General features: G+C 61.2%; 28 protein-coding genes. 20 read left to right on the top strand and 8 right to left on the bottom strand.

Translation table 11 applies throughout. The features are described from left to right. Nucleotides 1–456: 456 nt before the first annotated feature. The 3 genes from J3P85_RS21605 to aroC are packed head-to-tail and all read right to left on the bottom strand — an operon-like array spanning nucleotide 457 to nucleotide 3,296. Complete coding sequence (locus J3P85_RS21605; protein ID WP_434703434.1) at nucleotides 457–990, bottom strand: 1,2-dihydroxy-3-keto-5-methylthiopentene dioxygenase; 534 nt, start codon at nucleotides 988–990, stop codon at nucleotides 457–459. 34 nt (nucleotides 991–1,024) lie between these two features. Further along, the gene (locus J3P85_RS21610; RefSeq protein ID WP_434703436.1) at nucleotides 1,025–2,170 is read right to left on the bottom strand and encodes an MFS transporter; all 1,146 of its coding nucleotides are present in this window, start codon (nucleotides 2,168–2,170) and stop codon (nucleotides 1,025–1,027) included. 34 nt (nucleotides 2,171–2,204) lie between these two features. Continuing rightward, the gene (gene aroC, locus J3P85_RS21615) at nucleotides 2,205–3,296 is read right to left on the bottom strand and encodes a chorismate synthase (RefSeq protein WP_411385342.1); all 1,092 of its coding nucleotides are present in this window, start codon (nucleotides 3,294–3,296) and stop codon (nucleotides 2,205–2,207) included. Between the two features lie 143 nt (nucleotides 3,297–3,439). Here aroC and J3P85_RS21620 point away from each other — a divergent pair, with 143 nt between their 5' ends. Together J3P85_RS21620 and J3P85_RS21625 are read left to right on the top strand one after the other, a co-directional pair. After that, nucleotides 3,440–4,405: an alpha/beta hydrolase gene (locus tag J3P85_RS21620; RefSeq protein WP_434703437.1), complete on the top strand. Its 966-nt coding sequence runs from the start codon at nucleotides 3,440–3,442 to the stop codon at nucleotides 4,403–4,405. A gap of 106 nt (nucleotides 4,406–4,511) precedes the next feature. Further along, nucleotides 4,512–5,300: a hypothetical protein gene (locus J3P85_RS21625; RefSeq protein ID WP_186710072.1), complete on the top strand. Its 789-nt coding sequence runs from the start codon at nucleotides 4,512–4,514 to the stop codon at nucleotides 5,298–5,300. Nucleotides 5,301–5,485: 185 nt separating this feature from the next. Here J3P85_RS21625 and prmB read toward each other — a convergent pair whose 3' ends face one another. Beyond that, entirely contained in the window at nucleotides 5,486–6,394 is a 909-nt protein-coding gene (gene prmB, locus J3P85_RS21630) for a 50S ribosomal protein L3 N(5)-glutamine methyltransferase (RefSeq protein WP_434703439.1), read from the bottom strand. A 254-nt stretch (nucleotides 6,395–6,648) separates the two neighbouring features. On the opposite strand from prmB, the gene J3P85_RS21635 reads away from it, so the two are divergent. The 5 genes from J3P85_RS21635 (at nucleotide 6,649) to J3P85_RS21655 (ending at nucleotide 9,420) form a co-directional block, all read left to right on the top strand. Beyond that, entirely contained in the window at nucleotides 6,649–7,239 is a 591-nt protein-coding gene (locus J3P85_RS21635) for a cysteine hydrolase family protein (protein ID WP_014339619.1), read from the top strand. A gap of 130 nt (nucleotides 7,240–7,369) precedes the next feature. Continuing rightward, nucleotides 7,370–7,690, top strand: coding sequence for a hypothetical protein (locus tag J3P85_RS21640; protein ID WP_014339620.1), 321 nt, complete (start codon nucleotides 7,370–7,372; stop codon nucleotides 7,688–7,690). A gap of 73 nt (nucleotides 7,691–7,763) precedes the next feature. Beyond that, on the top strand, nucleotides 7,764–8,321 hold the full coding sequence (locus J3P85_RS21645; RefSeq protein ID WP_025214971.1) for a Smr/MutS family protein: 558 nt from the start codon (nucleotides 7,764–7,766) through the stop codon (nucleotides 8,319–8,321). A gap of 77 nt (nucleotides 8,322–8,398) precedes the next feature. Then, nucleotides 8,399–8,944: a GTP cyclohydrolase I FolE gene (folE, locus tag J3P85_RS21650; protein ID WP_003204506.1), complete on the top strand. Its 546-nt coding sequence runs from the start codon at nucleotides 8,399–8,401 to the stop codon at nucleotides 8,942–8,944. 104 nt (nucleotides 8,945–9,048) lie between these two features. Further along, a complete protein-coding gene (locus J3P85_RS21655; RefSeq protein ID WP_434706414.1) occupies nucleotides 9,049–9,420 on the top strand; it encodes a glutathione S-transferase N-terminal domain-containing protein in 372 nt (123 codons plus the stop codon). 143 nt (nucleotides 9,421–9,563) lie between these two features. Here the strand turns inward: J3P85_RS21655 and J3P85_RS21660 are convergent, their stop codons facing one another. Then, nucleotides 9,564–10,730 (bottom strand): PLP-dependent aminotransferase family protein, encoded by a 1,167-nt coding sequence (locus tag J3P85_RS21660; RefSeq protein WP_434703440.1) that lies wholly within the window; start codon nucleotides 10,728–10,730, stop codon nucleotides 9,564–9,566. Nucleotides 10,731–10,810: 80 nt separating this feature from the next. Here J3P85_RS21660 and J3P85_RS21665 point away from each other — a divergent pair, with 80 nt between their 5' ends. From J3P85_RS21665 to J3P85_RS21675, 3 genes are all read left to right on the top strand, one after another. After that, complete coding sequence (locus J3P85_RS21665) at nucleotides 10,811–11,248, top strand: MarR family winged helix-turn-helix transcriptional regulator (RefSeq protein ID WP_250964846.1); 438 nt, start codon at nucleotides 10,811–10,813, stop codon at nucleotides 11,246–11,248. Nucleotides 11,249–11,582: 334 nt separating this feature from the next. After that, complete coding sequence (locus J3P85_RS21670; RefSeq protein WP_434574649.1) at nucleotides 11,583–12,932, top strand: NCS2 family permease; 1,350 nt, start codon at nucleotides 11,583–11,585, stop codon at nucleotides 12,930–12,932. 62 nt (nucleotides 12,933–12,994) lie between these two features. Beyond that, nucleotides 12,995–13,621, top strand: a complete 627-nt coding sequence (locus J3P85_RS21675) for a LysE family translocator (protein ID WP_186710089.1) — start codon at nucleotides 12,995–12,997, stop codon at nucleotides 13,619–13,621. A gap of 208 nt (nucleotides 13,622–13,829) precedes the next feature. On the opposite strand, the gene uraH is transcribed toward J3P85_RS21675, so the two are convergent. Next, nucleotides 13,830–14,183, bottom strand: a complete 354-nt coding sequence (gene uraH, locus J3P85_RS21680; RefSeq protein ID WP_434703442.1) for a hydroxyisourate hydrolase — start codon at nucleotides 14,181–14,183, stop codon at nucleotides 13,830–13,832. A 413-nt stretch (nucleotides 14,184–14,596) separates the two neighbouring features. Here uraH and puuE point away from each other — a divergent pair, with 413 nt between their 5' ends. The 6 genes from puuE to J3P85_RS21710 all read left to right on the top strand — a co-directional run bounded on the left by puuE (nucleotide 14,597) and on the right by J3P85_RS21710 (nucleotide 20,381). Further along, a complete protein-coding gene (puuE, locus tag J3P85_RS21685) occupies nucleotides 14,597–15,523 on the top strand; it encodes an allantoinase PuuE (protein ID WP_434703443.1) in 927 nt (308 codons plus the stop codon). Further along, nucleotides 15,520–16,035 carry a 2-oxo-4-hydroxy-4-carboxy-5-ureidoimidazoline decarboxylase gene (gene uraD, locus J3P85_RS21690; protein ID WP_434703445.1) on the top strand — a complete coding sequence of 172 codons (516 nt, stop codon included), beginning with the start codon at nucleotides 15,520–15,522 and terminating at the stop codon, nucleotides 16,033–16,035. The genes puuE and uraD overlap by 4 nt, the downstream gene beginning before the upstream one ends. 68 nt (nucleotides 16,036–16,103) lie before the next feature. Beyond that, nucleotides 16,104–17,099: an allantoicase gene (alc, locus tag J3P85_RS21695; RefSeq protein WP_434703447.1), complete on the top strand. Its 996-nt coding sequence runs from the start codon at nucleotides 16,104–16,106 to the stop codon at nucleotides 17,097–17,099. A gap of 153 nt (nucleotides 17,100–17,252) precedes the next feature. Beyond that, a complete protein-coding gene (locus J3P85_RS21700; protein WP_018612495.1) occupies nucleotides 17,253–17,756 on the top strand; it encodes an ureidoglycolate lyase in 504 nt (167 codons plus the stop codon). A gap of 51 nt (nucleotides 17,757–17,807) precedes the next feature. Further along, nucleotides 17,808–19,109, top strand: a complete 1,302-nt coding sequence (locus J3P85_RS21705; protein ID WP_434703449.1) for a urate hydroxylase PuuD — start codon at nucleotides 17,808–17,810, stop codon at nucleotides 19,107–19,109. A 486-nt stretch (nucleotides 19,110–19,595) separates the two neighbouring features. Beyond that, entirely contained in the window at nucleotides 19,596–20,381 is a 786-nt protein-coding gene (locus J3P85_RS21710; RefSeq protein WP_434703451.1) for an outer membrane protein OmpK, read from the top strand. Nucleotides 20,382–20,594: 213 nt separating this feature from the next. On the opposite strand, the gene J3P85_RS21715 is transcribed toward J3P85_RS21710, so the two are convergent. Both J3P85_RS21715 and J3P85_RS21720 read right to left on the bottom strand, forming a co-directional pair. Continuing rightward, on the bottom strand, nucleotides 20,595–21,749 hold the full coding sequence (locus tag J3P85_RS21715; protein ID WP_411385351.1) for a patatin-like phospholipase family protein: 1,155 nt from the start codon (nucleotides 21,747–21,749) through the stop codon (nucleotides 20,595–20,597). Nucleotides 21,750–21,785: 36 nt separating this feature from the next. Further along, the gene (locus tag J3P85_RS21720; protein ID WP_434703452.1) at nucleotides 21,786–22,718 is read right to left on the bottom strand and encodes a lipid A biosynthesis lauroyl acyltransferase; all 933 of its coding nucleotides are present in this window, start codon (nucleotides 22,716–22,718) and stop codon (nucleotides 21,786–21,788) included. Between the two features lie 118 nt (nucleotides 22,719–22,836). Between J3P85_RS21720 and minC the strand changes: the two genes are divergently transcribed. From minC to J3P85_RS21740, 4 genes are all read left to right on the top strand, one after another. Further along, nucleotides 22,837–23,574, top strand: coding sequence for a septum site-determining protein MinC (minC, locus tag J3P85_RS21725; protein WP_186730646.1), 738 nt, complete (start codon nucleotides 22,837–22,839; stop codon nucleotides 23,572–23,574). A gap of 200 nt (nucleotides 23,575–23,774) precedes the next feature. Further along, nucleotides 23,775–24,587, top strand: a complete 813-nt coding sequence (gene minD / locus J3P85_RS21730; RefSeq protein WP_042728954.1) for a septum site-determining protein MinD — start codon at nucleotides 23,775–23,777, stop codon at nucleotides 24,585–24,587. Then, nucleotides 24,587–24,841 (top strand): cell division topological specificity factor MinE, encoded by a 255-nt coding sequence (minE, locus tag J3P85_RS21735; RefSeq protein WP_003179111.1) that lies wholly within the window; start codon nucleotides 24,587–24,589, stop codon nucleotides 24,839–24,841. The genes minD and minE overlap by 1 nt, the downstream gene beginning before the upstream one ends. A 105-nt stretch (nucleotides 24,842–24,946) precedes the next feature. Next, nucleotides 24,947–25,582 carry an RluA family pseudouridine synthase gene (locus J3P85_RS21740; protein ID WP_018612476.1) on the top strand — a complete coding sequence of 212 codons (636 nt, stop codon included), beginning with the start codon at nucleotides 24,947–24,949 and terminating at the stop codon, nucleotides 25,580–25,582. Nucleotides 25,583–25,605 lie beyond the last annotated feature (23 nt).

Genomic DNA, 25,605 nt, shown 5'->3' on the forward strand with positions numbered 1-25,605 from the left:
TGTTCATGAGTCTTGTGTTCACCGCAGATCCATTGTGGGAGCGAGCTTGCTCGCGATAGCGGTGGCTCAGCCACATAGATGTCGGCCTTTGCCCCACTCTTGCTCTTGCTCTTGCTCTTGCTCTTGCTCTTGATCTTGCTTTGGATCTTGATCTTGATCTGAACGCCCCGTTAAACCACGCTGGCCGAACGCAGGCATTGCGCAGTGGGCACCTCGGCATGGATGCCGAGGTAGCCGCGCTGGGCCATGGATGGCCCTTCGCGGCGGCCCACGGAGCAATGCCGGAGTGAGGGCATGCCGAGCCTAGGCGAGGCACCGAGTGGTGGGGCAAAGCGCTTTTGGTTACTTTTGGCTGGTCCGGCTCCCGGCTCTTCCAAAAGTGACCCGCCGTAAGGGCGGAACCATAAGCCGCCGTTACCGCAGCAATGGATATACACACCAACCCTAAGAACGCGGTCAATCCTCCAAACGAGAAAACCGCCGAGCAATATCATCCCCAGTAAGCTCAGCAACCAACCCCTGCAAATCACCAGACAACCGAATCGAAACGAAATACGGCCGCTCCCCCCCATCAAACCAATGCGGCATACCAGCAGGCACCGTGATCAAATCGTTCCTTTCACACAACACAGCGTAGACATAATCGCCGATGTGCAGGTTAAACAACCCCCGACCACTAACGAAGAATCGTACTTCTTCCTGGCTATGGCAGTATTCATCAAGCCCTCCAGCCGGTTCCGGATGATCGCTTCTGACGCTAACCACATCGACCGCAACATACCCCCGCTCAGTCATCACCCCATCGATCTGAACCTGGTAAGCCGCAATGATCTCCTCCTCACTGGCACCCGGCTGAATTTTCACCGCCGCTTCCCAGCGGTCAAAGCGAACACCTTGCTCAGCCAACGTCGCGACAATGTCCTCGAAGTGGGTCAACACCTTGTTCGGAATCTCAGGGCTCGAAACGTGATAGACGGACAGGCTGCTCATGAAAATGGCTCCAGCAAATTAACGGTTCGAAGGCTCATGGCCGGTCCTCTTGCATACGTGTCGCAATGATAACGGCTGCGGCAAAGGCGGCGAGGCTGGCGAGGCTGAACGTCCAAGTGGCGCCCAGGGCGTTCCAACTGTAGCCGGAATACAACGCGCCCAAGGCCCCGCCCGTGCCGGCCAGCGCCGCATACAGCGCCTGCCCCTGGCCTTGCTGGCGAGGGCCGAAGCTGCGTTGCACGAAATGGATGGCGGCGGCGTGAAAGCTGCCGAAGGTCGCCGCGTGCAACACTTGGGCAAACAGCAGCACCCAGAGAAATTCGGCCAGCGAACCCAGCAGCAACCAGCGCAACGCCGCCAGCAGGAAACTCACCAGCAGTACCCGGCGCACGGAAAATCGCGCCAGGATCCGGCTCATCAGCAGGAAGACCAACACCTCTGCCACCACGCCGACCGCCCAGAGCAGGCCGATCAAACCGCGACTGTAGCCCAGGCGTTCGAGGTGCAACGTCAGGAAAGTGTAATACGGCCCGTGACTCACCTGCATCAGGCCCACGCAGGCGTAGAACGCCAGTACGCCAGGGTTGCGCAGTTGCCGCAAGAAGCCCTCCCCCGCGACTCGCGGCCCCTGCAATGGCTGGGCATTGGGCACCCAGAAACTGGCGAGGACGATGCCGGCCATGATCAACACCAGGGCCACCGGGTAGATGTCCAGGCTCAGCCATTCGAACAAGCGGCCAAGCACGACCACAGTGATGATGAAACCGATGGAGCCCCACAGGCGTATCTGGCTGTAGCGCGAGGCCTGCCCGCTCAGATGAGCCAAGGTAATGACTTCGAACTGCGGCAACACCGCGTGCCAGAAAAATGCGTGTAACGCCATGACCATCGCCAGCCAGGCGTAGCTTTTGTCGATGAAGATCAGCGAGAAGGCCAACAGCGTGCAGATCGCGCCAAAGCGCACGATTGCCAGGCGTCGGCCGGTGTAATCCCCCAGCCAACCCCAGATGTTCGGCGCCACGCAACGCATCAGCATGGGGATGGCCACCAGCTCGCCGATGCGCGCCGCGTTGAATCCCAGGTGATCGAAATACAGCGCCAGGAACGGCGCCGTCGAACCGAGCAGCGCGAAATAGAACAGATAGAAGCTGGAAAGCCGCCAGTACGGCAGTGCCGCCACGGTCGTCAGGCCACGGCGGCTGGCAGGCCGGCCATCAAAGCTGCCCCAGCACCGGGGTGCTGACGCGCACGTCGGCGTTCTGGCCGCGATGACGCAGCAGGTGATCCATCAGCACGATGGCCATCATCGCCTCGGCGATGGGCGTGGCACGAATGCCGACGCAGGGGTCGTGACGGCCCTTGGTGATGACCTCTACCGGGTTGCCATGGACATCGATGGAGCGCCCCGGCGTGGTGATGCTGGACGTCGGCTTCAAGGCCAGGTGCGCCACGATCGGCTGGCCCGAGGAAATGCCGCCGAGGATGCCGCCGGCATTATTGCTGAGGAAACCCTCAGGCGTCAGTTCGTCACGGTGCTCGGTGCCACGCTGGGCGACGCAGGCAAAACCAGCGCCGATTTCCACGCCTTTCACCGCGTTGATGCTCATCAGCGCATGAGCCAGCTCGGCGTCGAGGCGGTCGAAGATCGGCTCGCCAAGGCCCGGCATCACGCCTTCGGCGACCACGGTGATCTTTGCGCCGACCGAGTCCTGGTCCCGGCGCAGTTGGTCCATGTAGGCCTCGAGTTCTGGCACCTTGTCCGGATCGGGGCAGAAAAAGGCGTTCTGCTCTACCGAGTCCCAGGTCTTGAACGGGATTTCGATGGGGCCCAACTGGCTCATGTAGCCACGGATGACGATGCCCTGGCTGGCCAGGTACTTCTTGGCAATCGCCCCGGCCGCCACGCGCATGGCGGTTTCCCGGGCCGAGCTGCGACCGCCGCCACGGTAGTCGCGCTCACCGTATTTGTGGTGGTAGGTGTAGTCGGCGTGGGCCGGGCGGAACAGGTCCTTGATGGCCGAGTAGTCCTTGGACTTCTGGTCGGTGTTGCGGATCAGCAGGCCGATGGCACAGCCGGTGGTGCGTCCTTCAAACACGCCGGAGAGAATTTCGACTTCATCGGCTTCCTGGCGCTGGGTGGTATGACGGCTGGTGCCGGGCTTGCGGCGGTCCAGGTCACGCTGCAGGTCGTCCAGGGAAATCTCCAGTCCCGGCGGGCAGCCGTCGACAATGGCGACCAACGCCGGGCCATGGCTTTCGCCCGCGGTGGTGACAGTGAACAGCTTGCCGTAGGTATTGCCGGACATGCAGGGTGCTCCGTGAAAAACGCTGAGAGACTCAACCTTGGATTCGTAGTGGGCGCCAGTATACGCAGGCTCCCCGCGTAGTTCATCCTCGAACCTTATCGGCGGCCACCAGTCCAACCGGCACCTTCGCAACTAATGGCGTGATGATGTTAAAGCTGCTAGCCCTAAGCCTTACCTTGTTCACCGGCCTGTTTTCCTGCCTGGCCCAGGCCACGGTGCTGCAACGCCCGATCAGCCTCGACACCGGCAATGGCGAACTATTCGGCTCATTGTTGCTGCCCAAGTCCGACACGCCCGTGCCGGTTGTCCTGATCATTTCCGGATCCGGTCCTACAGACCGCGACGGTAACAACCCCGAGGGCGGGCGCAACGATAGCCTCAAGCGCCTGGCCTGGGTCCTGGCCAGGCACAACATTGCCAGCGTGCGCTATGACAAACGCGGCGTGGCCGCCAGCCTCGCAGCGACACCGGACGAGCGCAACCTGAGCGTCGAGGCCTATGTCGCCGATACCGTGGCCTGGAGCCGCAAGCTCGCCGCCGACCCACGCCTGGGCCCGTTGATCCTGCTGGGCCACAGCGAAGGCGCGTTGATCGCCAGCCTCGCCGCGCCCCAGGCCAACGCGGAGGCGGTCATTTCCCTGTCCGGCAGTGCCCGGCCAATCGATCAGGTACTGCGCCAACAATTGAGCAACCGCCTGCCACCGCCGCTGATGTTGCGCAGCAATGAGCTGCTCGACAGCCTCAAGGCCGGTCGACTCGACGACAACGTGCCGACGCAACTGCAAGTGATTTTCCGCCCCAGCGTACAACCCTACCTGATCTCGTTGTTCCGCCAGGATCCGGCCCGGGCCTTCGCCGCGTTGAAGATACCGGCCTTGATCATCCAGGGCAGCAACGACATCCAGGTCAGCGTCGATGATGCCCGGCAGTTGAAAGCCGCCAAGCCCGACGCCGAGTTGGCGCTGATCCAGGGCATGAACCACGTAATGCGCATCGTGCCCAACGACGTGAAACAACAACTGGCTTCCTACAAAGACCCCAACCTGCCCCTGGCGGCCGAGCTCGGTACGCGGATTCTAGGTTTTATTGACGCGTTAGCCGCGCGTTAGGCGGTTTTAGTCGTTTTAGCTTCAGTACTGGCAAAAATGGCCGATAACCCGGTGTCGGATAGCGCAATGGCTACCGACCCGCCGGCCTGGACAGGATTTTGCCGTTATGACTGAAACTCAAGCTTCCCCCGACACCGCTGCCGAAGCCCCCGCCTCGTCCGTGGCTGAGCTGCCGTGGGCCGACGTACATACCGAGCATCACAAGATGCTCCGGCTGGCGCCGCTCAAGACCGACCGCGCCACCGGCGTGCGGCCGTTGCGGTTTGTCGAGTTCAGCTATGTCGAGCGCCACAGCAAGGAACGCAGCCTGCTGCGCATGACCCTCCAGTTGCCGAACCAGCGGGTGCGCAAGGAACAGAATCATCTGGACGTCTGGGCCGATCACGTCGAGAAACGCCTGACGTTTTCCCCGGACAACCTGCAAGTCGAGCCGTTGAACCGTGGCATCGGCCGTTTCCTCGCGGCCCAGGGTATTACCTGGGCCAAGAAGCGCTGGTCGGCCTATCAGGTAGACGGCACCGACCTGGATAACAAGGACGCCCTGAACGAAGACACGCGCCTGCGCCGCGATCGCTTCCTCAAGGCCCAGGGTTTCGAGGTGGCCTACGCCGACGCCCAGCACCTCAAGGGTAGTATCAAGTCAGCCCAGGTTGGCGATTTGGTTGGCGACTGGAACACCGAGAAGCTGCAGTTCGTGACCATCCTCGAAGCTGCGCAGATGCTGCAACAAGCCGAGCAGAACCTGGCGGAACAGGAAGTCAAACTCAAGCAGCAGGAAGAGAAGGTCACCAAGTTCAAGCGCGAAGACACCGGCTTGCGCTTCACCATCACCTGCCTGGTGGCCTTCGCCATGTTTCAGGCGGGGTTGCTGATCTGGATTGCGACGCGGCACTGACCCCAACCGTGCATGTCCCCCCTGTGGGAGCGAGCTTGCTCGCGATAGCGGTGGGTCAGTCAATTCAATGCCACTGACCCGACGCCATCGCGAGCAAGCTCGCTCCCACAGTGGGGTTGCGGCGCAATGTGAACAACCCTGTGGCTAGGGAGCAAGCTCCCTCGCCACAAAAGCGGTCGCAGCAATCAAACCCGCGAAGCAAACAACGCCTGGTGCTCGCGGCACTGCTCGGCGCTGAGCATGAACACGCCATGTCCGCCGCGCTCGAAGTCGAGCCAGGCGAAATCGACTTCCGGGTACAACGCCTCGACGTGCACCTGGCTGTTGCCCACCTCGATAATCAACAGCCCCTTCTCGGTCAGATGATCGGCCGCCTCGGCCAGCATCCGCCGAACCAGGTCCAGGCCGTCATCGCCACAGGCCAGGCCCAGTTCCGGCTCGTGCTGGTATTCCTGGGGCATATCGGCGAAATCTTCCGCATCGACGTAGGGCGGGTTCGACACGATCAGGTCGAAACGTTGCCCCGGCAAACCTTCGAAGCCATCGCCTTGGACGGTGAACACGCGCTCATCGACACCGTGGCGCTCGATGTTCTGGTTGGCCACTTCCAGCGCTTCGAACGACAGGTCGGCCAGCACCACTTCGGCTTCCGGGAATTCATAGGCACAGGCGATGCCGATGCAGCCGGAACCGGTGCACAGATCGAGAATCCGTGCCGGCGCCTGGCCCAACCAAGGCTCGAAACGCTTTTCGATCAGCTCACCGATGGGCGAGCGCGGAATGAGCACGCGCTCATCAACAATGAACGACATCCCGCAAAACCAGGCTTCACCCAACAGGTAGGCCGTCGGAATGCGCTCGGCAATGCGTCGGCGCAGCAGACGCTGCACATGGACCAGTTCTTCGTCTTCAAGACGGCAGTCCAGGTAGCTGTCGGCAATTTCCCACGGCAGATGCAACGCGCCCAACACCAGTTGCCTGGCTTCGTCCCACGCATTGTCGGTGCCATGGCCGAAAAACAGATCCTCTCCATGGAAACGGCTGACGGCCCAACGGATATGGTCGCGCAGGGTACGGAGACGGGAAGTGATCACGGCGGCAAACTCCAGAAAAATCGACGGGCGAGTCTACCAGTCAAACGCGGCGTCACCCAAACGCGCCCCGATGACGAACGAAAAGCGCCGGACCAACCGTAGGAATCATCCGTTTTTTACATCGCCTATTGAACGAGACGAGCATCTTGACAAGGCTGTAGGCCAGCAACGGCGGCCCTTGCGATGGAAGCGATTCACAGAACCGCTCAGCCAGAGGAGAATGTCGCAAAAGCCCCACTCGAAGGAGCCCCAGAATGTCCGTTCCAAAAACGATGTTTCAACTCAGCGGCCGTGGTTATGCAGCGGCCAACCTGAGTCAAGCGACCTTGATCATCATCGATGCCCAGAAAGAATACCTCGCCGGGCCCCTGGCCCTGAGCGGCATGGATGCAGCCGTCGCGAACATCAAGCAACTGCTCGGCGCGGCTCGTGCAGCCGGTCGCCCGATCGTGCACGTGCGCCACCTGGGCACCCATGGCGGGCTGTTCGATCCACAAGGTGAACGTGGGGAGTTCATCCCCGGCCTTGAACCCCAGGGCGACGAAACCGTGGTCGAAAAGCTGCTGCCCAGCGCCTTCCACGGCACCGAGCTGAAAAAACGCCTGGAAGACTTCGGCCCCCTGGACCTGATCGTGTGCGGGTTCATGAGCCATTCCAGCGTCAGCACCACCGTGCGCGCCGCCAAGAATCTGGGCTTTCGCTGCACCCTGGTGGAAGACGCCTGCGCCACGCGCGACTTGCCGTACAAGGGCGGCGTCCTCAGCGCCGAGCACGTGCAGCAGACCGAAATGGCGATCATGGCCGACAACTTCGCCACCCTGGCCCTGACCCGCGACTTCATCTGATGCGCCTTGATGAGCGGCTACTTCCGCCGCTCATCCGCAAAAGCCTCTCATTTGCCGCAATTGCCCTACCTTCAGGAACAACCCGAATATCTTCCGGTCGAAGGGCCGATACCCATTGAGGAAGGTCGGAATGAAGTTATCCGATGGTTTTGACGCACGTCGCTTGCGGCCCAAGGGCCCGAGCAACTGGCGGTTTCGTTTCGGCGCGGCGATCGCCGCGCTGCTGGCAACACTCGGTGTACTGCTGGCCATGGCCGGTGCCGCCAGCCTGCTGGGCCGTCCACCGGCACTGGGCGAGTTGAACGCCACCCCAATGGGTTCGGCGATCATCCTGGCAGTCGGGCTTTTCGTACTGTTGCTGGGCGTCTGGCTCTGGCGCCGCTGCCGCCGTCGCGCCCGCCAATCCCTGGAGCTGGCCATGGCTCCGCACCTGATGAAAAAGCACGACTGACTCGCCACCCGACGTTTTGTCGCGCCGGATCCCGCCAGAGTTGGGTAAACTGGCCGGCTTCGCGGAGGCTGACATGCAAGACGACGACTTTTCCTTGTTCAAAAGTGCGATCCAGGGCGTAAAACCGATCAAACACGACCGTGCCGAGACCGGCAAGCCCAAGGCCGATCGCGCGCAGATCGCCAAGCTGCGCCAGGCCGCCACCGTGCGCACCGACGCCACCACCGTGGACGGCTTGTCCGATCAGTTCGTGATCGACGTCGGGCCGGAAGACGAGTTGATGTGGGCCCGCGACGGTGTCCAGGAAAGCCAGATGCGCAAGCTGAAGGTCGGCCAGATTCCCTTCGAAGGCAGCCTCGACCTGCACGGCATGACCGTCGAAAAGGCCCGGGAAACCCTTTGGGCGTTCCTGGCCGAAGCCACCAAGTTCGAAATCCGCTGCGTGCGCGTCACCCACGGCAAAGCCGTGCGCCTGGACGGCAAGCGCCCGATGATCAAGAGCCACGTCAACACCTGGCTGCGCCAGCACCCGCAAGTGCTGGGCTTCACCTCCTGCCAGGCAAAACACGGCGGCGCCGGGGCGGTCTACGTGATGCTCAAGCGCACCATGATGGAAGGCCGCGACGAATAGCCCTCGCTTGCCGAGCTTGCAGCGCCGTGTCCGCCACCGTACCCTTGCCCTTTGCGTAAAATCCCACAGGTAGTTTCATGTCTCTGGAACAGAATTACACCGCGATTCTCGGCCAACTGGGCGAGGACGTTTCCCGCGAGGGCCTGCTCGACACGCCCAAGCGCGCTGCCAAGGCCATGCAGTACCTCTGCCGCGGTTATGAACAGACCCTGGAAGAAGTCACCAACGGTGCCTTGTTCAGCTCCGATAACAGCGAGATGGTGCTGGTCAAGGACATCGAGTTGTACTCGTTGTGCGAGCATCACTTGTTGCCTTTCATCGGCAAGGCCCACGTGGCCTACATCCCGAGCGGCAAGGTACTGGGGCTGTCGAAGGTCGCGCGTATCGTCGACATGTACGCCCGTCGCCTGCAGATCCAGGAAAACCTCAGCCGCCAGATCGCCGACGCGGTCCAGCAAGTGACCGGCGCCCTGGGCGTGGCGGTGGTGATCGAAGCCAAGCACATGTGCATGATGATGCGCGGTGTGGAAAAGCAGAATTCCTCGATGATCACTTCGGTGATGCTCGGCGAGTTCCGGGAAAACGCCGCCACTCGCAGCGAATTCCTCAGCCTCATCAAGTAACGCGTCGCAAGAAGAAAACCGGCATTGATCGCCGGTTTTTTTTCGTCCGTGAAAAATCAGGTAAGCTGCGCGCCCTCTTCTTCCCTGCCGCGAGGCTGAATACCGTGATCGTCAAAGCGCTTCGAGTTGGCTTGGGCCAGCTCATCATTTTCATCGACTTCGTCACCCGCCCGGGCAAGAAACAGCGCCCGACCGAGGCCCAGGCGCAGGTCGACCAGGCCGCTCGCAGCCTGACGCTGTATCAATTCCATGCCTGCCCGTTCTGCGTGAAGACTCGCCGCACCCTGCGTCGCCTCAACGTGCCGGTGGCCCTGCGCGATGCGAAAAACAACGAGCAGGATCGCCAGACGCTGCTGGAGCAAGGGGGCAGGATCAAAGTGCCGTGCCTGCGCATTGAAGAGAATGGCGAGACCACCTGGATGTATGAGTCCAAGGTGATCATTGATTATTTGGATAAGCGGTTTTCTGCGGCCTGATAGTTTTAGGGTGTGGCGACTGGCCTCATCGCGAGCAAGCTCGGCTCCCACAGGGGACTTGGTGAACGCTGGATTTGTATTCACCACGTCCTCTGTGGGAGCCGAGCTTGCTCGCGATGGGGCCAGCCCAGTCACCGCACCAATCAGGCTGCTTTTGCAGCCAACCCCTCCCGCACCACCCCCGCCAGCCGCTTGAGCCCTTCATCCAGCCGCGCCGGGTCGATGTGGCTGAAGTTCAAGCGCAAATGCCCCGGATGCTGGTCCGGCTCAGGGAAGAACGGCTCCCCCGGCATGAACGCCACGTCCGCCGCCAGGGCGGCGGCGAGCAAGGTGCGGGTGTCCAGGGGTTGCCTGAGGGTCAGCCAGAAAAACAACCCGCCCTGGGGCACGTTCCAGTTCGCAAGATCAGCGAAATGCGTTTGCAACGCCGCCTGGAACCGATCGCGACGGTCCCGATAGAAATCCCTCAACTCACTCAAATGGCTGCGGTACTGCTCGGTGCCGATCCATTGCAGCGCCTGCCACTGGCCGATGCGATTGGTGTGCAGGTCCGCCGATTGCTTGAGCCGCAGCAGATGCGGGAACAGATCCGGACTGGCGATCAGGTAGCCCACCCTTAGCCCCGGCAACAGGGTTTTCGACACGGTACCGGTGTAGATCCAGCTGGCCTTCTTCAAGCGACTGACAATCGGCGTGGCACTGCCGCCATCGAAGGTCAGCTCGCGGTAGGGCTCGTCCTCGATCAGGGTGACGCCAAACTCGTCCAGCAGCGCCGCCACCGCATCGCGCTTGGCCTCGCTGTAGCGCACCGCCGAAGGGTTCTGGAAGGTCGGGATCAGGTAGATAAACGCTGGGCGATGCTGCTCCAGCCGGGCCCGCAACTGCTGCAGGTCCGGGCCGTCGGCCTCCAGGGGAACGGTGATGCAGTCGGCGCCGAACAGCTGGAAAATCTGCAACGCCGCCAGATAGGTCGGCGCTTCGAGCATCACTTCGGTGCCCACGTCGATGTGCAGCTTGGCCGCCAAATCGAGGGTTTGCTGGGAGCCGCTGACCACTAGCACCTGGCTCGCCTCACTGGCCACGCCCAATGCCCGCGCCTGGGCTGCCAGGGCCTCACGCAGGGCCGGTTCCCCTTCGCTCATGCCGTACTGGCCCATGGACAATGGCATGGCCGCCCATTCCACTTTCGGCAGCATGGCTTCGGCCGGCAGGCCGCCGGCGAACGACATCACCTCAGGACGCTGCGCCGCCGCGAGGATTTCTCGAATCAAAGAACTTTTGAGGCGCGAGACACGTTCGGAAAAAGCCATGGGTCACCTGTAGCCGGTCGCTGGAATAATGAGTCAAACTGGTTGACCGAAATTACGCCGACCTCTGTGGATACGTCAATATGCTTGACCTTAAAAACCCTGCCTCCCAACAAATGGCCATGGAAGCGTTTTTCTTCGGTTACCAGGCGTTCACCGCCAAGGCCGATGAAATGCTCGAGCGTCGTGGGTTGAGCCGGGTACACCAGCGCATCGTCTTTTTCATCGCCCGCTATCCGTCATTGAGCGTGAAGGAATTGCTGGCCCTGCTTGGGGTGAGCAAGCAGGCATTGAACATGCCGTTGCGGCAGTTGATGGAAATGCACTTGGTGAACAGCGTCGCGTCCGAGACCGACAAACGCAAACGGCTGCTGGAACTGACCGCCGAGGGTGAGCGCTTTGAGCAGGCGTTGCGGCGTGAACAGGTGAAATTGCTGGAGCGGGTGTTTGCCGAAGCCGGGGAAGCGGCGGTGGATGGGTGGCTGGCGGTGAATCTGGCACTGGCGAAATCCAGTGAATGAAGGCGTCTGATCCGACGCCATCGCGAGCAAGCTCGCTCCCACAGTGGGACTGTGGTGAATGCGAGGTCTGTGTTCAACCATGAGCCTGTGGGAGCGAGCTTGCTCGCGATAGCGTCCTAAAGGTCGATATACCCCTATCGCCAAACATTTCGTCGACAACACAGAAAACATTATTTGCATTATTTGTATACAAAAGCATAATTCGCTTCGTGCGAGTTCCTGACCAACAGGTCAACATACCCTCGCCAGCCTTACCTGCCTCAGCGCATCGCGACCACCCCCAGGGCGTTTGCGGTGCTGGAAATAACAATAAGACTCTTGAGGAGTACTCGCTGTGGAAAGCCGCAAACCCGAAGCCCGAACGCTGGACCTCTCGCCGCCACTACGCAGTGGTTGGCTGGAACGCCTCTTCAAACTCAGCTTGCATGGCACCACGGTGAAGACCGAGCTGATTGCCGGCCTGACAACCTTCATCACCATGGCCTACATCATTTTCGTCAACCCCAACATCATGGCCGACGCCGGCATCGATCACGGTGCCGCCTTCGTCGCCACCTGCATTGCCGCCGCCCTGGGCTGTCTGTTGATGGGCCTTTACGCCAACTGGCCGGTGGGCCTGGCACCGGGCATGGGCTTGAACGCCTTCTTCACCTACACCGTGGTCGGCACCATGGGCTACAACTGGGAAACCGCATTGGGCGCGGTGTTCATCTCCGGGGTGCTGTTCATGTTCCTGACCTTGTCACGGGTGCGCGAGTGGCTGCTCAACAGCATTCCGGTGAGCCTGCGCTTCGCCATGGGCGCAGGGGTCGGGTTGTTCCTCGGGCTGATCGGCCTGAAAACCGCCGGGATCGTCGTGGACAGCCCTGCCACCTTGATCAAGCTCGGCTCGTTGCGCGAACCCGGTCCGTTGCTGGCGGCGGTGTGCTTCCTGATGATCGCCGTGCTCAGTTATCACCGTGTGTTCGGCGCGATCCTGATCAGCATCATCGCCGTGACCCTGGCCGGTTGGGGCCTGGGGTTGGTGCAGTACAACGGCGTCATGTCGACACCGCCGAGCCTGGCTCCGACCTGGATGGCGATGGACGTGGCCGGCGTGTTCAACATCAGCATGATCAGCGTGGTGCTGGCCTTCCTTTTCGTGCACATGTTCGACACCGCCGGCACCCTGATGGGCGTTGCCCAGCGCGCCGGCCTGGTGAAAGCCGATGGCAAGATCGAGAACCTGTCCCGCGCCTTGAAAGCCGACAGCGCTTCGAGCGTATTCGGCGCCATGGTCGGTGTACCGCCGGTGACCAGCTACGTGGAAAGCGCCGCCGGTGTGGCCGCCGGTGGCCGCACGGGGCTTACCGCCGTGACCGTCGGTGTGCTATTTATTGCCGCCATGTTCTTCGCACCGTTGGCCGGGATGATTCCGGCCTACGCCACGGCCGGGGCCTTGATCTACGTCGCCATGCTGATGATGGGCGGCATGGCCCACATCGAATGGGACGAAGCAACCGACAGCATTCCGGCCATCGTCACGGCCATCATGATGCCCCTGACGTTCTCGGTCGCCGACGGCATCGCCCTGGGTTTCATCACCTATGTGGTGCTCAAGGCCGGTACCGGTAAACATAAGGAAATTTCCGTCAGCCTGTGGGTGCTTTGCGCGATCTTCATCGCCAAGTTCATCTTCTTGTAAGCGCAACCGTATTCACCCGCCTCACCCCCTGGGTGAGGCTTTTGTACATCAGGAGCAAAGTAATGAATCTGGAAACCTGGCTGTTGTTCAGTGGCGCCGCCTTGGTGGTGATCCTCATCCCCGGCCCGTTGTCGTTATTGATGATCGGCAATAGCCTGAACTATGGCCTGCGCCGCTCCTATCCGGCATTCCTGGGGGGCGTGATCGCGTCGATCTGCCTGCTGAGTGCTTCGGCGCTGGGGCTCGGTGCATTGTTGATGGCCTCGGAGCAGTTGTTCAGCGCCCTGAAGATCGTCGGCGCCCTGTACCTGTTTTACCTGGCCTGGCAGAGCTGGCAGCAATCGCGCCAACCGGCCCAAGGCGCCGAAGTGCCCCAGGCTGTCGCCGTCCCGCGCTTTCGCACCCTCTTCGGCCGCGCGTTCGTGCTGGGAGCAAGCAACCCGAAAGACATCCTGTTCTTCGCTGCGTTCCTGCCGCAATTCCTGAGCGCCGAACAGCCATTCCTGCCGCAACTGCTGATCATGATCGCCACTTGGACCGTACTCGACCTGCTGTGCAAGCTGGCTTATGGCCTCGGTGCCCACGGCGCGGCGCGGTATCTGCGTACGGGTAAAGGCCAGGGCTGGTTCAACCGGGTCAGTGCCGGATTGTTTGGTGGCGCGGGGGCGGCCTCGTTGTTGAGCCGCTAAGAAAGCAAAAGCAAAAGCATCGCGAGCAAGCTCGCTCCCACAGGTTTTTGTGAACGACAAAAATCCAGTGTGGGAGCGGGCTTGCTCGCGAAGGCACCCTCCCAGACACCCCACTTTCATGGACGAAAAAAAGCCCGCAGTGTGAGCGGGCTAAAACCAAAGAAGCTTATGCGCAGTCGCTTCCAGGACAAGGCAGTTGCTTGGGGGATCAACTGCCTCGATACGTTGAATAGGCGTAGGGCGAAATCAACAAGGGCACGTGGTAGTGCTCTTGCTCGGCCGAAATACCGAAGCGCAGCACCACCACATCCAGGAACGCAGGGTCGGGCATTTGCACGCCACGGGCGCGGTAGTAATCACCGGCGTGGAACTGCAATTGATAAACGCCCGAACGGTAGTCATCCCCTTGCAACAGGGGCGCATCGCAACGGCCGTCGCTGTTGGTCAGCGCACTGGCGACCAACTGTAGTTGTGAATCTTCCACGCGGTACAGTTCGATCTTGATCGAGCTGCCCGGGCAGCCATGTGCGGCATCCAAAACGTGAGTAGTCAAACGTCCCATTGCTTGTGCGCGCCTCGCTGCAGTGCAGTCCGGCCCGACGCCTCCTGATTCAGTTGAAAGACAGGCCGCACCGTTTCGGAGCACGAAACGCCACGGCGATGAGCGAATTAAGACACTTTAAAAGAAAATTGTACACAATAAAAAACAGATATTTAGCCCTTCGACTGCGCGACGGCACGTCAACCCCAGGTTTAAGTCAAACCAATGAATACAAGACCCTCCCGACGATTCATTGACCAACTGGGCAGGTTTCTTGCAGTGTAGACACCGGGAGGGTCCTTGTGAAAAATGCAAAAAATCAGGCTTACAAATCGCGCATAAAGTTGTATACAATCACTCCATCGTCGTGACGCCAGCCTGAAACTCATCACAGGAGCGCCACCTACATGGTTCGAACAAGAAGGAAAACTGCAGTGAGCGCTGACTACCCACGCGACCTGATCGGTTACGGCAGTAACCCTCCCCACCCCCATTGGCCGGGCAATGCCCGCATCGCCCTGTCCTTCGTGCTCAATTACGAAGAAGGCGGCGAGCGCAACGTCCTCCATGGCGACAAGGAATCCGAAGCATTCCTTTCGGAGATGGTCGCGGCGCAACCGCTGCAGGGCGAGCGCAACATGAGCATGGAATCGCTGTACGAGTATGGCAGCCGTGCCGGCGTCTGGCGTGTCCTGAAGCTGTTCAAGGAATTCGATATCCCGCTGACCGTTTTCGCCGTGGCCATGGCCGCCCAGCGCCATCCGGACGTGATTCGCGCCATGGTCGCCGCCGGCCACGAGATCTGCAGCCACGGCTATCGCTGGATCGACTACCAGTACATGGATGAGGCCCAGGAACGCGAGCACATGCTCGAAGCGATCCGCATCCTCACTGAAATCGCCGGCGAACGTCCGCTGGGCTGGTACACCGGCCGCACCGGCCCGAACACCCGCCGCCTGGTGATGGAAGAAGGCGGTTTCCTCTACGACAGCGACACCTACGACGACGACCTGCCCTACTGGGAGCCGAACAACCCCACCGGCAAGCCGCACCTGGTGATCCCCTACACCCTCGACACCAACGACATGCGCTTCACCCAGGTGCAGGGTTTCAACAAGGGTGACGATTTCTTCCAGTATCTCAAGGACGCGTTTGATGTGCTGTACGCCGAAGGGGCCGAGGCGCCGAAGATGCTTTCCATCGGCCTGCATTGCCGGCTGATCGGCCGCCCTGCGCGCCTGGCCTCCCTCAAGCGCTTTCTCGAATACGTCAAAGGCCATGATCAGGTCTGGTTCAGCCGTCGTGTCGACATCGCTCGCCATTGGCAGCAAACCCATCCGTATCAGGGAGCGGCCAAATGACCGCCTTCCAGACCCTCAAGCCTTCCACCTTGAGTCGCGAAGCGTTCGTCAAAGCCTTCGCTGACATTTACGAACATTCGCCATGGGTCGCGGAAAAGGCCTTTGACCTGGGCCAGGATCCCTCGATCGACGAGATCGAAACCCTGCACCAGCGCATGAGCGACATCCTGTTGAGTGCCGATCACGCCAGCCAACTGGCGCTGGTCAACGCTCACCCGGACCTGGCTGGCAAAGCCGCCGTCCAGGGCCAACTGACCGAAGCCAGCACGAATGAACAGGCGGGCGCCGGTATTCACCAATGCACGGCCGAAGAGTTCCAGCGCTTCACCGAGCTGAACGACGCCTACAAGGCCAAGTTCAAGTTTCCCTTCATCATGGCGGTAAAAGGCAGCAACCGGCACCAGATCCTCGCGGCATTCGAAACGCGCATCCATCACTCGGCAGACGCCGAATTCAAATGCGCGCTGGCAGAGATCAACAAAATCGCGTTGTTCCGATTACTGACCCTTTAGCGAGCAGCCCTGCGACCCGAGGCCCTGCAAGCATCCCCAGCCAACCTATTCAAAGGCAGACAAGAAGAATGAAAGCTTACGCCGTACCTTTCGAGAAGTTCGTCAACCTGGCCGACGCCCGCCTGGGCACCAAGATCATCTCGGTTACCGATGACTGGTTCGCCGACGCCAACCGCCTGTTCCAGCCGACCCCGGCCGTGTGGAAGGAGGGCGTGTTCGATGACAATGGCAAGTGGATGGACGGCTGGGAATCGCGGCGCAAGCGCTTCGAAGGCTACGACAGCGCGGTAATCCGCCTGGGCGTGGCGGGCTCGATCAAGGGCGTGGACATCGACACCTCATTCTTCACCGGCAACTACCCACCGTCGGCCTCCCTGGAAGCCTGCTTCCTGAGCGAAGGCGAACCGGACGAAAACACCCAGTGGACTGAAGTACTGTCGGCCGTCGAATTGCAAGGCAACAGCCACCACTACCACGAAATCAGCAATGGCCAAGCCTTCAGCCACCTGCGCTTCAACATCTATCCAGACGGCGGCGTGGCTCGCCTGCGGGTCTACGGCATTCCGTACCGCGACTGGTCGGCCGTCGGCGACAACGAACAGATCGACCTGGCTGCCGCCCTCAACGGTGGCCGCGCCCTGGCCTGCTCCGACGAACACTTCGGGCGCATGAGCAACATCCTCAACCCGGGCCGTGGTGTGAACATGGGCGATGGCTGGGAAACCGCCCGTCGTCGTACCCCGGGCAATGACTGGGTGATCGTCGCCCTGGGCCATGCCGGCATCGTTGAACAGGTCATCGTCGACACCCTGCACTTCAAGGGCAACTACCCCGACAGCTGCTCGATCCAGGGCGCGTTCGTCAAGGGCGGCACCGACAGCCAGATCGAAACCCAGTCGTTGTTCTGGCGTGAACTGCTGCCGAGCCAGAAGCTGGAAATGCACGCCGAACACACCTTCGCCGAGCAGATCAAGGCCCTGGGACCGATCACCCATATCCGCCTGAACGTGTTCCCGGACGGTGGCGTGAGTCGCCTGCGGGTGCTCGGCAAGGTATCGAAATAAACGACGCACCTGTGGCGAGGGAGCTTGCTCCCGCTGGACTGCGCAGCAGTCCCATTTTTTGAAAAGCGGGGTCGCTTCGCAACCCAGCGGGAGCAAGCTCCCTCGCCACAAAAGCTGAACCACAACACAGAATTTTTGGATAAGAAGACCAGCATGCGCACTCTCAAGATCGAACCGTTGACCAAAGAAGCCTTTGCCCCGTTCGGTGACGTGATCGAAACCGACGGCAGCGATCACTTCATGATCAACAACGGTTCGACCATGCGCTTCCATCGCCTGGCGACGGTGGAAACCGCCACGCCGGACGACAAGGCGATCATCAGCATCTTCCGCGCCGACGCGCTGGACATGCCGCTGACCGTACGCATGCTGGAGCGCCATCCGCTGGGCAGCCAGGCCTTCATTCCGCTGCTCGGCAACCCCTTTCTGATCGTGGTCGCGCCACTTGGCGATGCACCTGTATCAGGCTTGGTCCGCGCCTTCGTCACCAACGGCAGGCAGGGCATTAATTACCATCGCGGCGTCTGGCACCACCCGGTGCTGACGATCGAAAAGCGGGATGACTTCCTGGTGGTTGATCGCAGTGGCACAGGCAATAACTGCGATGAGCATTTTTTCAAAGAGGATGAGTTATTGATCCTCGCCCCCCACCAATAAGAGAAGGTCCGATCACGCGAAAACAAGCGTGACGGGCGAGAGGTAAAGACTGTGGAAGCACATATGCTGGAATGGCTGAACCTGAGCATTCGCTGGGTTCACATGATCACTGGCGTGGCCTGGATCGGCGCGTCGTTCTACTTCGTCTGGCTGGAAAACAACCTCAATCGCGTCAACCCCAAGAGCGGCCTGGCCGGCGACCTGTGGGCCATCCACGGTGGCGGCATCTACCACCTGGAAAAATACAAACTCGCGCCACCGTCCATGCCGGACAACCTGCACTGGTTCAAATGGGAGGCCTATTTCACGTGGATGTCGGGCATCGCCCTGCTGTGCGTGGTGTTCTATTGGAACCCGACCGTTTACCTGCTGGCCCCCGGCAGCAGCCTGAGCGGTGCTGAAGGCGTGGCCCTGGGCATCGGTTCGTTGCTGGTCGGCTGGTTCGTCTATTCCTTTCTCTGCGACTCGGCCCTGGGCAAGCGTCCCGCCCTGCTCGGCCTGATCCTGTTCGTGCTGTTGATCGCCGCGGCCTACGGGTTCAGCAAGGTGTTCAGCGGTCGCGGGGCCTACCTGCATGTCGGGGCGGTCATCGGCACGATCATGGTGGGCAACGTGTTCCGCATCATCATGCCGGCACAACGGGCCCTGGTCGCGGCCATCGCCGAGAACCGTACCCCCGACCCGGCGCTGCCGGCCAAGGGCTTGCTGCGTTCGCGTCACAACAACTACTTCACCCTGCCGGTGCTGTTCATCATGATCAGCAACCACTTCCCGAGCACCTACGGCAGCCAATACAACTGGCTGATCCTGGCCGGTATCGCTGTGGCGGCGGTGTTGGTGCGGCATTACTTCAACACGCGCCATGACAGCAACCGGTTTGCCTGGACGCTGCCGGTCGGCGCCCTGGCGATGATTTGCCTGGCCTACGTCACCGGGCCCAAACCCATCTCCAGCGCCCCGGAAGTAGCAAAGGCGCCGGCCGCCATCGAGTACCAGCCCCTGCCGGAAACCGCCGTGGGCGGTGGCGCCAAACCCGAAACGGGCCCGGCAGCGCCCGCGGAAAAACCGGCCCAGGCCGCCAGCCCCCAGGGCCCTTCGTTCGAGAAGGTCCACAGCGTGATCCAGGAACGCTGCTCGGTCTGCCATTCGGCCAAGCCCACCAGCCCGTTGTTCAGCGCCGCGCCGGGCGGGGTGATGTTCGATACGCCGCAGCAGATTCAGCAAGAAGCCGCGCGCATCCAGGCCCAGGCCGTAACCACCCAGATCATGCCGTTGGGCAACATCACCCAGATGACCCAGCAGGAACGCGACCTGATCGGCGCCTGGATCAATCAGGGCGCGCACACCAACTGAGCCACTGTTTTCAATAAATGTCCTACCGCTGACAGGCCGACCGGCAATGACCGGTCGCCCGTCAGCGACTGCCTGCGCCTCAACAATAAAAACAAGAGGAAAGCACCCGATGATCCAGCCCCGCCATCACGCCCCAAATTCGCCGCACCTGCGCCGTTGCGGGGCACTTGAGCCCTTCAGGACAAGCCCGTATCCTGCGCGGCCGCTCGAAACCGGCCGACACAAAAACCCCCTCAGATCCTGACTGGTCCGCCAACTTTTCCCGGCACCGGTGAATAGAATAAGCATCCTCTTTTCGACAGTTCCAATAGCTGGATGAGTCTTCTGCGGGTTTCTCCCCAGCCTTGGCTCAGCTCTTGCTATCAGCATTCGCCACGCTCAAAAAGCTGACCGAACGGATGTTTTTCATCCATGGAAAAAAGGCGCCACACCAGAGCGCTGACTCGAAAAAAAAAGCGGTACCACTTACCTTTGGGAGCAAACCGAATGAAACGTATGTGCACCAGCCTGATACTCGCAGGATCCTTGCTGGCCGCAGGCCAGGCGATGGCCGACGGCCTGTTCCAGTGGCAGAACAACAGCCTGAGCTACCTGTATGGCAAGGATTTCCAGATCAACCCGCGTATCCAGCAGACCGTGACCTTCGAACACGCCGATGCCTGGAAATACGGGGACAACTTCTTCTTCCTCGATCGGATCTTCTACAACGGCCAGGACGACAGCCAGTCCGGCCCGAACACCTACTACGGTGAATTCAGCCCGCGCCTGTCGTTTGGCAAGATCTTCGACCAGAAGCTGGAACTGGGGCCGATCAAGGACGTGCTGCTGGCCATGACCTATGAGTTCGGGGAAGGCGACAACGAGTCGTACCTGATCGGCCCGGGTTTCGACCTGGCGATTCCCGGCTTCGACTACTTCCAGCTGAACATCTACAACCGCCAGACCGAAGGCCCACGCGCCGGCGACAACGTCTGGCAGATCACCCCGGTCTGGGCCTACACCCTTCCGGTGGGTTCATCCGATATCCTCTTCGACGGGTTCATCGACTGGGTGGTGGACAACGACACCAATTCCAAGGGCACCTACCACGCCAACCTGCACATCGTCCCGCAGGTCAAATATGACTTGGGCAAGGCCTTGAAGCTCGGCGCCAAGCAGCTATACGTCGGGGTGGAATACGACTACTGGAAGAACAAGTACGCGATCGAAGACAGCGATGGGTTCAAGACCAACCAGAGCACGACCAGCTTTTTGCTGAAGTACCATTTCTGATCCCAGGATCTACATCCGCAGCAATACCCTGTGGGAGCGAGCTTGCTCGCGATGGCGGTGTATCAGTCACTTCAAATGCCGGCTGACCTACCGCTATCGCGAGCAAGCTCGCTCCCACACTGGATTTATGTCGTACACAGATTTTGTGTCCACTGAAGATCTACTGTGGGAGCGAGCCTGCTCGCGATTGCGGTGAACCTGCTGACATCACTCCTAAGCCAACCCCAGAAACCGACTCAACGCCTCACGCTGCGCCAACGCATCCTGGCGCCCCAGCTCGATCAGCTCGCTGCAATACCCCGCCTCGAACAACAGGTAGCTCAGCACCCCTGCGCCGCTGGTCTTGGTCGCGCCCGGCCCGCGCAAGAAGACGCGCAACGCACGGGGCAACTCCTGGCGATGGCGGGCGGCGATTTCGTCGATCGGTTGGCTGGGTGAAATCACCAGCACGTCCACCGGTGCGGCGCCGAGGGCGTGGGCCGGGACGTCATCGGGCAGCAAGTGGCTGAAACCGTTCAGGCGCTCAAGCAACTCGATATCACTTTCCAGGCTGTCGATGAACGTGCTGTTGAGCATATGACCGCCGATCTGCGCCAGGGTCGGTTGCAGGCCGGTGTAGCTGCGCTCGCGCGGATCTTGCCCGCCGGCACCACGGGGATTGCCGCTGACACCGATCACCAGCACACGGTTGGCCCCCAGGTGCAGGGCTGGGCTGATGGGCGCCGATTGCCGCACCGCGCCGTCGCCGAAATATTGCGGGCCGATCCTGACCGGCGCGAACAACAATGGAATCGCCGAGCTGGCCAGCAAATGCTCCACCGACAACTGCGTCGGCACACCGATACGCCGATGGCGCAACCAGGCATCGATGGTCCCGCGCCCCTGATAGAACGTAACGGCCTGGCCGGATTCATAACCGAACGCCGTCACCGCCACCGCCCGCAGCTGCTGCTCGGCGATGGACTGCTCGATGCCCGAGGCGTGGAATTGGGCCTGGAGCAGTTCGCGCAACGGCGAACTGTCGATCAGCGCCACTGGCAACTTGGCCCCCAGGCCCAGCAGGCTGTGGATGAAGAAACGCATCGACTGGGCCAACACGCCCCGCCAGTCGCTGCGCATGACTTGATGGCTGCGCACCGCTTGCCAGAACGCGGTCAGCCGCTCGATGGCCGTCTTGAAATCCATCGCCCCGCTCGCCAGGCTGACCGCGTTGATCGCCCCGGCCGAGGTGCCGACAATCACCGGAAACGGGTTATCCGCCCCATCCGGCAGCAATTCGGCGATGGCCGCCAATACGCCTACCTGATACGCCGCTCGAGCCCCGCCGCCGGAAAGAATCAAACCTGTAACCGGTTCAGCTGGGGTCATCGCAATGCTCCGTGCTCAAGGTGATATCAAAAAAACTCAGCCGCGTTTGTCGTACAGCTTGGGCTCGCCCGGCGGACGGCTCTTGAAGCGCCGGTGGGCCCAAAGGTACTGCTCGGGACAATCGCTCACCGACCGCTCTACCCACTGGTTGATGCGGATGCAATCGGCTTCCTCGGTTTCGCCCGGAAAGTCCGTCAGCGGCGCCTGGATCACCAGGCGATAACCGCTGCCATCGGCCAGCCGCTCCTGGGTGAAAGGCACCACCAGCGCCTTGCCCAGGCGGGCGAACTTGCTGGTGGCGGTGACCGTCGCGGCCTGGACGCCGAACAGCGGCACGAACACGCTTTGCTTGGCGCCGTAGTCCTGGTCCGGCGCATACCAGATCGCCCGCCCGGCCCGCAGCAGCTTGAGCATGCCACGCACATCGTCACGCTCCACCGCCAGGGAATCGAGGTTGTGCCGCTCGCGGCCCCGGCGCTGGATGTAGTCGAACAGCGGGTTCTTGTGCTCGCGGTACATGCCATCGATGGTGTGCTGCTGGCCTAGCAAGGCCGCGCCGATTTCCAGCGTGGTGAAATGCAACGCCATCAAAATCACGCCCTTGCCCTCGCGCTGGGCCTGCTTGAGGTGCTCCAGCCCTTCGACATGGGCCAGTTTCGCCAAACGCGAACGCGACCACCACCAACTCATGGCCATCTCGAAAAAGGCGATGCCGGTGGAGGCGAAGTTGTCCTTGAGCAGACGCTTGCGCTCGGCGGCGGATTTTTCCGGAAAGCACAGCTCCAGGTTGCGCCGGGCGATGCGCCGTCGGTCGCCGGCCACCCGATACATCAGCGCGCCCAATGCGCGACCGACCCGCAGCAATAACGGATAAGGCAGTTGAACGATCAGCCACAACAGCCCCAGGCCGCACCACAGCAGCCAGAAACGCGGATGAAAAAATGCAGCTCGAAAACGCGGGCGATCCATTACAGCTTCCATTAAGACATGGGCCGCGCATTCTACATTGTTCGACCCGGGTTGCGGCTGGCGGACGATCTCGTTATAAGTCTCGGCACTTTTAGTGACAAGCCGTTGTACGCCGACCATGAGCCAAACCGAACCGCTAGACCAAGATCCCGTGTTCCAGCTGAAGGGCAGCATGCTCGCCATTACGGTGCTGGAACTGGCCCGCAACGACCTGGAGAGCCTTGACCGGCAACTGGCGGCGAAAGTCGCCCAGGCCCCGAACTTCTTCAGCAATGCCCCCCTGGTGCTGGCCCTGGACAAGCTGCCCGCCGGCGAAGGCTCAGTGGACCTGCCGGGCCTGATGCGCGTCTGCCGCCAGCACGGCCTGCGCACCCTGGCGATCCGCGCCAGCCGCATCGAAGACATCGCCGCAGCCATCGCCGTGGACATTCCGGTGCTGCCGCCGTCCGGCGCCCGGGAACGCGTGCTGGAACTGAATCCGGTCGAAGCGAAAAAAATTCCGGAAAAACCATTGGAGCCCAGCGTCAAGCCGACCCGCGTGATCACCTCGCCCGTGCGCGGCGGGCAACAGATTTATGCCCAGGGTGGCGATCTGGTCATCGTCTCCTCGGTCAGCCCGGGGGCGGAACTTCTGGCCGATGGCAACATCCATGTATACGGCCCGATGCGCGGTCGAGCACTGGCCGGCGTCAAGGGTGATACCAAAGCCAGGATCTTCTGCCAGCAATTGAGCGCCGAGCTGGTTTCCATCGCCGGGCAGTACAAGGTCTCCGAGGATTTGCGCCGCGACCCGTTGTGGGGGGCCGGCGTCCAGATCAGCCTGTCAGGCGACGTGTTGAACATCATTCGGCTTTAACGGATACTGCCGCATTTTCCAAGCATCTCTAAAACGAGCGAAAACGGCTTAAACGACGTAGGAAAAAGGATCAGGCAGTGTTTACCGGAGGTAGACCCCGCCCGACAGCCGATTCCAGCCAAGCCTGTCCAATTGCAGCGGTTTTCCAGAGATGTTTTTCAGGGGCTGACAAAGTCCTTTTTCCTTAGGGGTGAAACACCTTGGCCAAGATTCTCGTGGTTACATCCGGCAAGGGTGGTGTGGGTAAGACCACCACCAGCGCCGCTATCGGTACCGGCCTCGCTCTGCGCGGCCACAAGACAGTCATCGTCGACTTCGACGTCGGCCTGCGTAACCTGGACCTGATCATGGGTTGCGAGCGTCGCGTGGTCTACGACTTCGTCAACGTGGTCAACGGCGAAGCGAACCTGCAGCAGGCCCTGATCAAGGACAAGCGCCTTGAGAACCTCTACGTGCTGGCCGCCAGCCAGACCCGCGACAAAGACGCGCTGACCCAGGAAGGCGTGGAAAAAGTGCTGATGCAGCTCAAGGAAGACTTTGAGTTCGTGGTCTGCGACTCCCCGGCCGGTATCGAGAAAGGTGCCCACCTGGCCATGTACTTCGCCGACGAAGCGATTGTCGTGACCAACCCGGAAGTGTCGTCGGTCCGCGACTCCGACCGCATGCTGGGCCTGCTGGCGAGCAAGTCCCGGCGCGCCGAGAACGGCGAAGAGCCGATCAAGGAACACTTGCTGCTGACCCGCTACAACCCGCAACGGGTCAGCGATGGCGAAATGCTGGGCGTCGAAGACGTCAAGGAAATCCTCGCCGTCACCCTGCTGGGTGTCATTCCGGAATCCCAAGCGGTACTCAAGGCTTCCAACTCCGGCGTGCCGGTGATTCTCGACGACCAGAGCGATGCCGGCCAGGCGTACAGCGATGCCGTCGATCGCCTGCTGGGCAAAACCGTGGAGCATCGTTTCCTCGATGTAACGAAGAAAGGTTTCTTCGAGCGCCTGTTTGGAGGTAGGTAATGAACCTTTTTGACTTCTTTCGTGCCAACAAAAAGCCCAGTACCGCCTCGGTCGCGAAAGAGCGTCTACAGATCATCGTGGCGCACGAACGCGGCCAACGCAGTACCCCTGACTACCTGCCGGCCTTGCAGAAGGAACTGGTGGAAGTGATCCGCAAATACGTCAACATCGGTAGCGATGACGTGCATGTGGCGCTGGAAAGCCAGGGCAGCTGCTCGATCCTGGAACTCAACATCACCCTGCCGGATCGCTGATCGCACCGGCGGGAGCCACGGCGGCTCGGGTCCCAAATCCTTCCCCTGTGGGAGAAGGAAAAAGGGCCCGAGCCGCCGTTGGCGTTTGTAGCGAGACTGTTTTTAATGCCCCTGTCCAACATCCGCATCATTCATCAGGACGCCGCTGTCCTGGTGGTCGACAAGCCGACCCTGTTGCTTTCCGTGCCCGGCCGGGCCGACGACAACAAGGACTGCCTGATCACCCGCCTGCAGGAAAACGGCTATCCGGAAGCGCGAATCGTGCACCGACTGGACTGGGAAACCTCTGGCATTATCCTGCTGGCCCGTGACCCGGACACCCATCGCGAACTGTCCCGGCAATTTCATGACCGCGAAACCGAAAAAGCCTACACCGCGCTGTGCTGGGGCCAACCGGAGCTGGACAGCGGCAGCATCGACCTGCCCCTGCGCTACGACCCGCCGACCAAACCCCGGCATGTGGTGGACCATGAACAGGGCAAACACGCCCTGACCTTCTGGCGCGTGCTGGAACGTTGCGGCGACTGGTGCCGGGTCGAGCTGACACCCATCACCGGACGCTCGCACCAACTGCGCGTGCACATGCTCTCCATCGGTCACCCGCTGCTGGGCGACGGGCTCTACGCCCACCCGCAGGCCCTCGCCGCCTGGCCGCGCCTGTGCCTGCACGCGAGCATGTTGAGCTTCACCCACCCGCAAAGCGGCGAGCGCCTGCGCTTCGAGTGCCCGGCACCGTTCTGAAGTTCGCATGACCGCCTGTGGGA

This window comes from Pseudomonas sp. Z1-12 (assembly GCF_051132015.1).
Classification (GTDB): Bacteria; Pseudomonadota; Gammaproteobacteria; order Pseudomonadales; family Pseudomonadaceae; genus Aquipseudomonas; species Aquipseudomonas zanjanensis.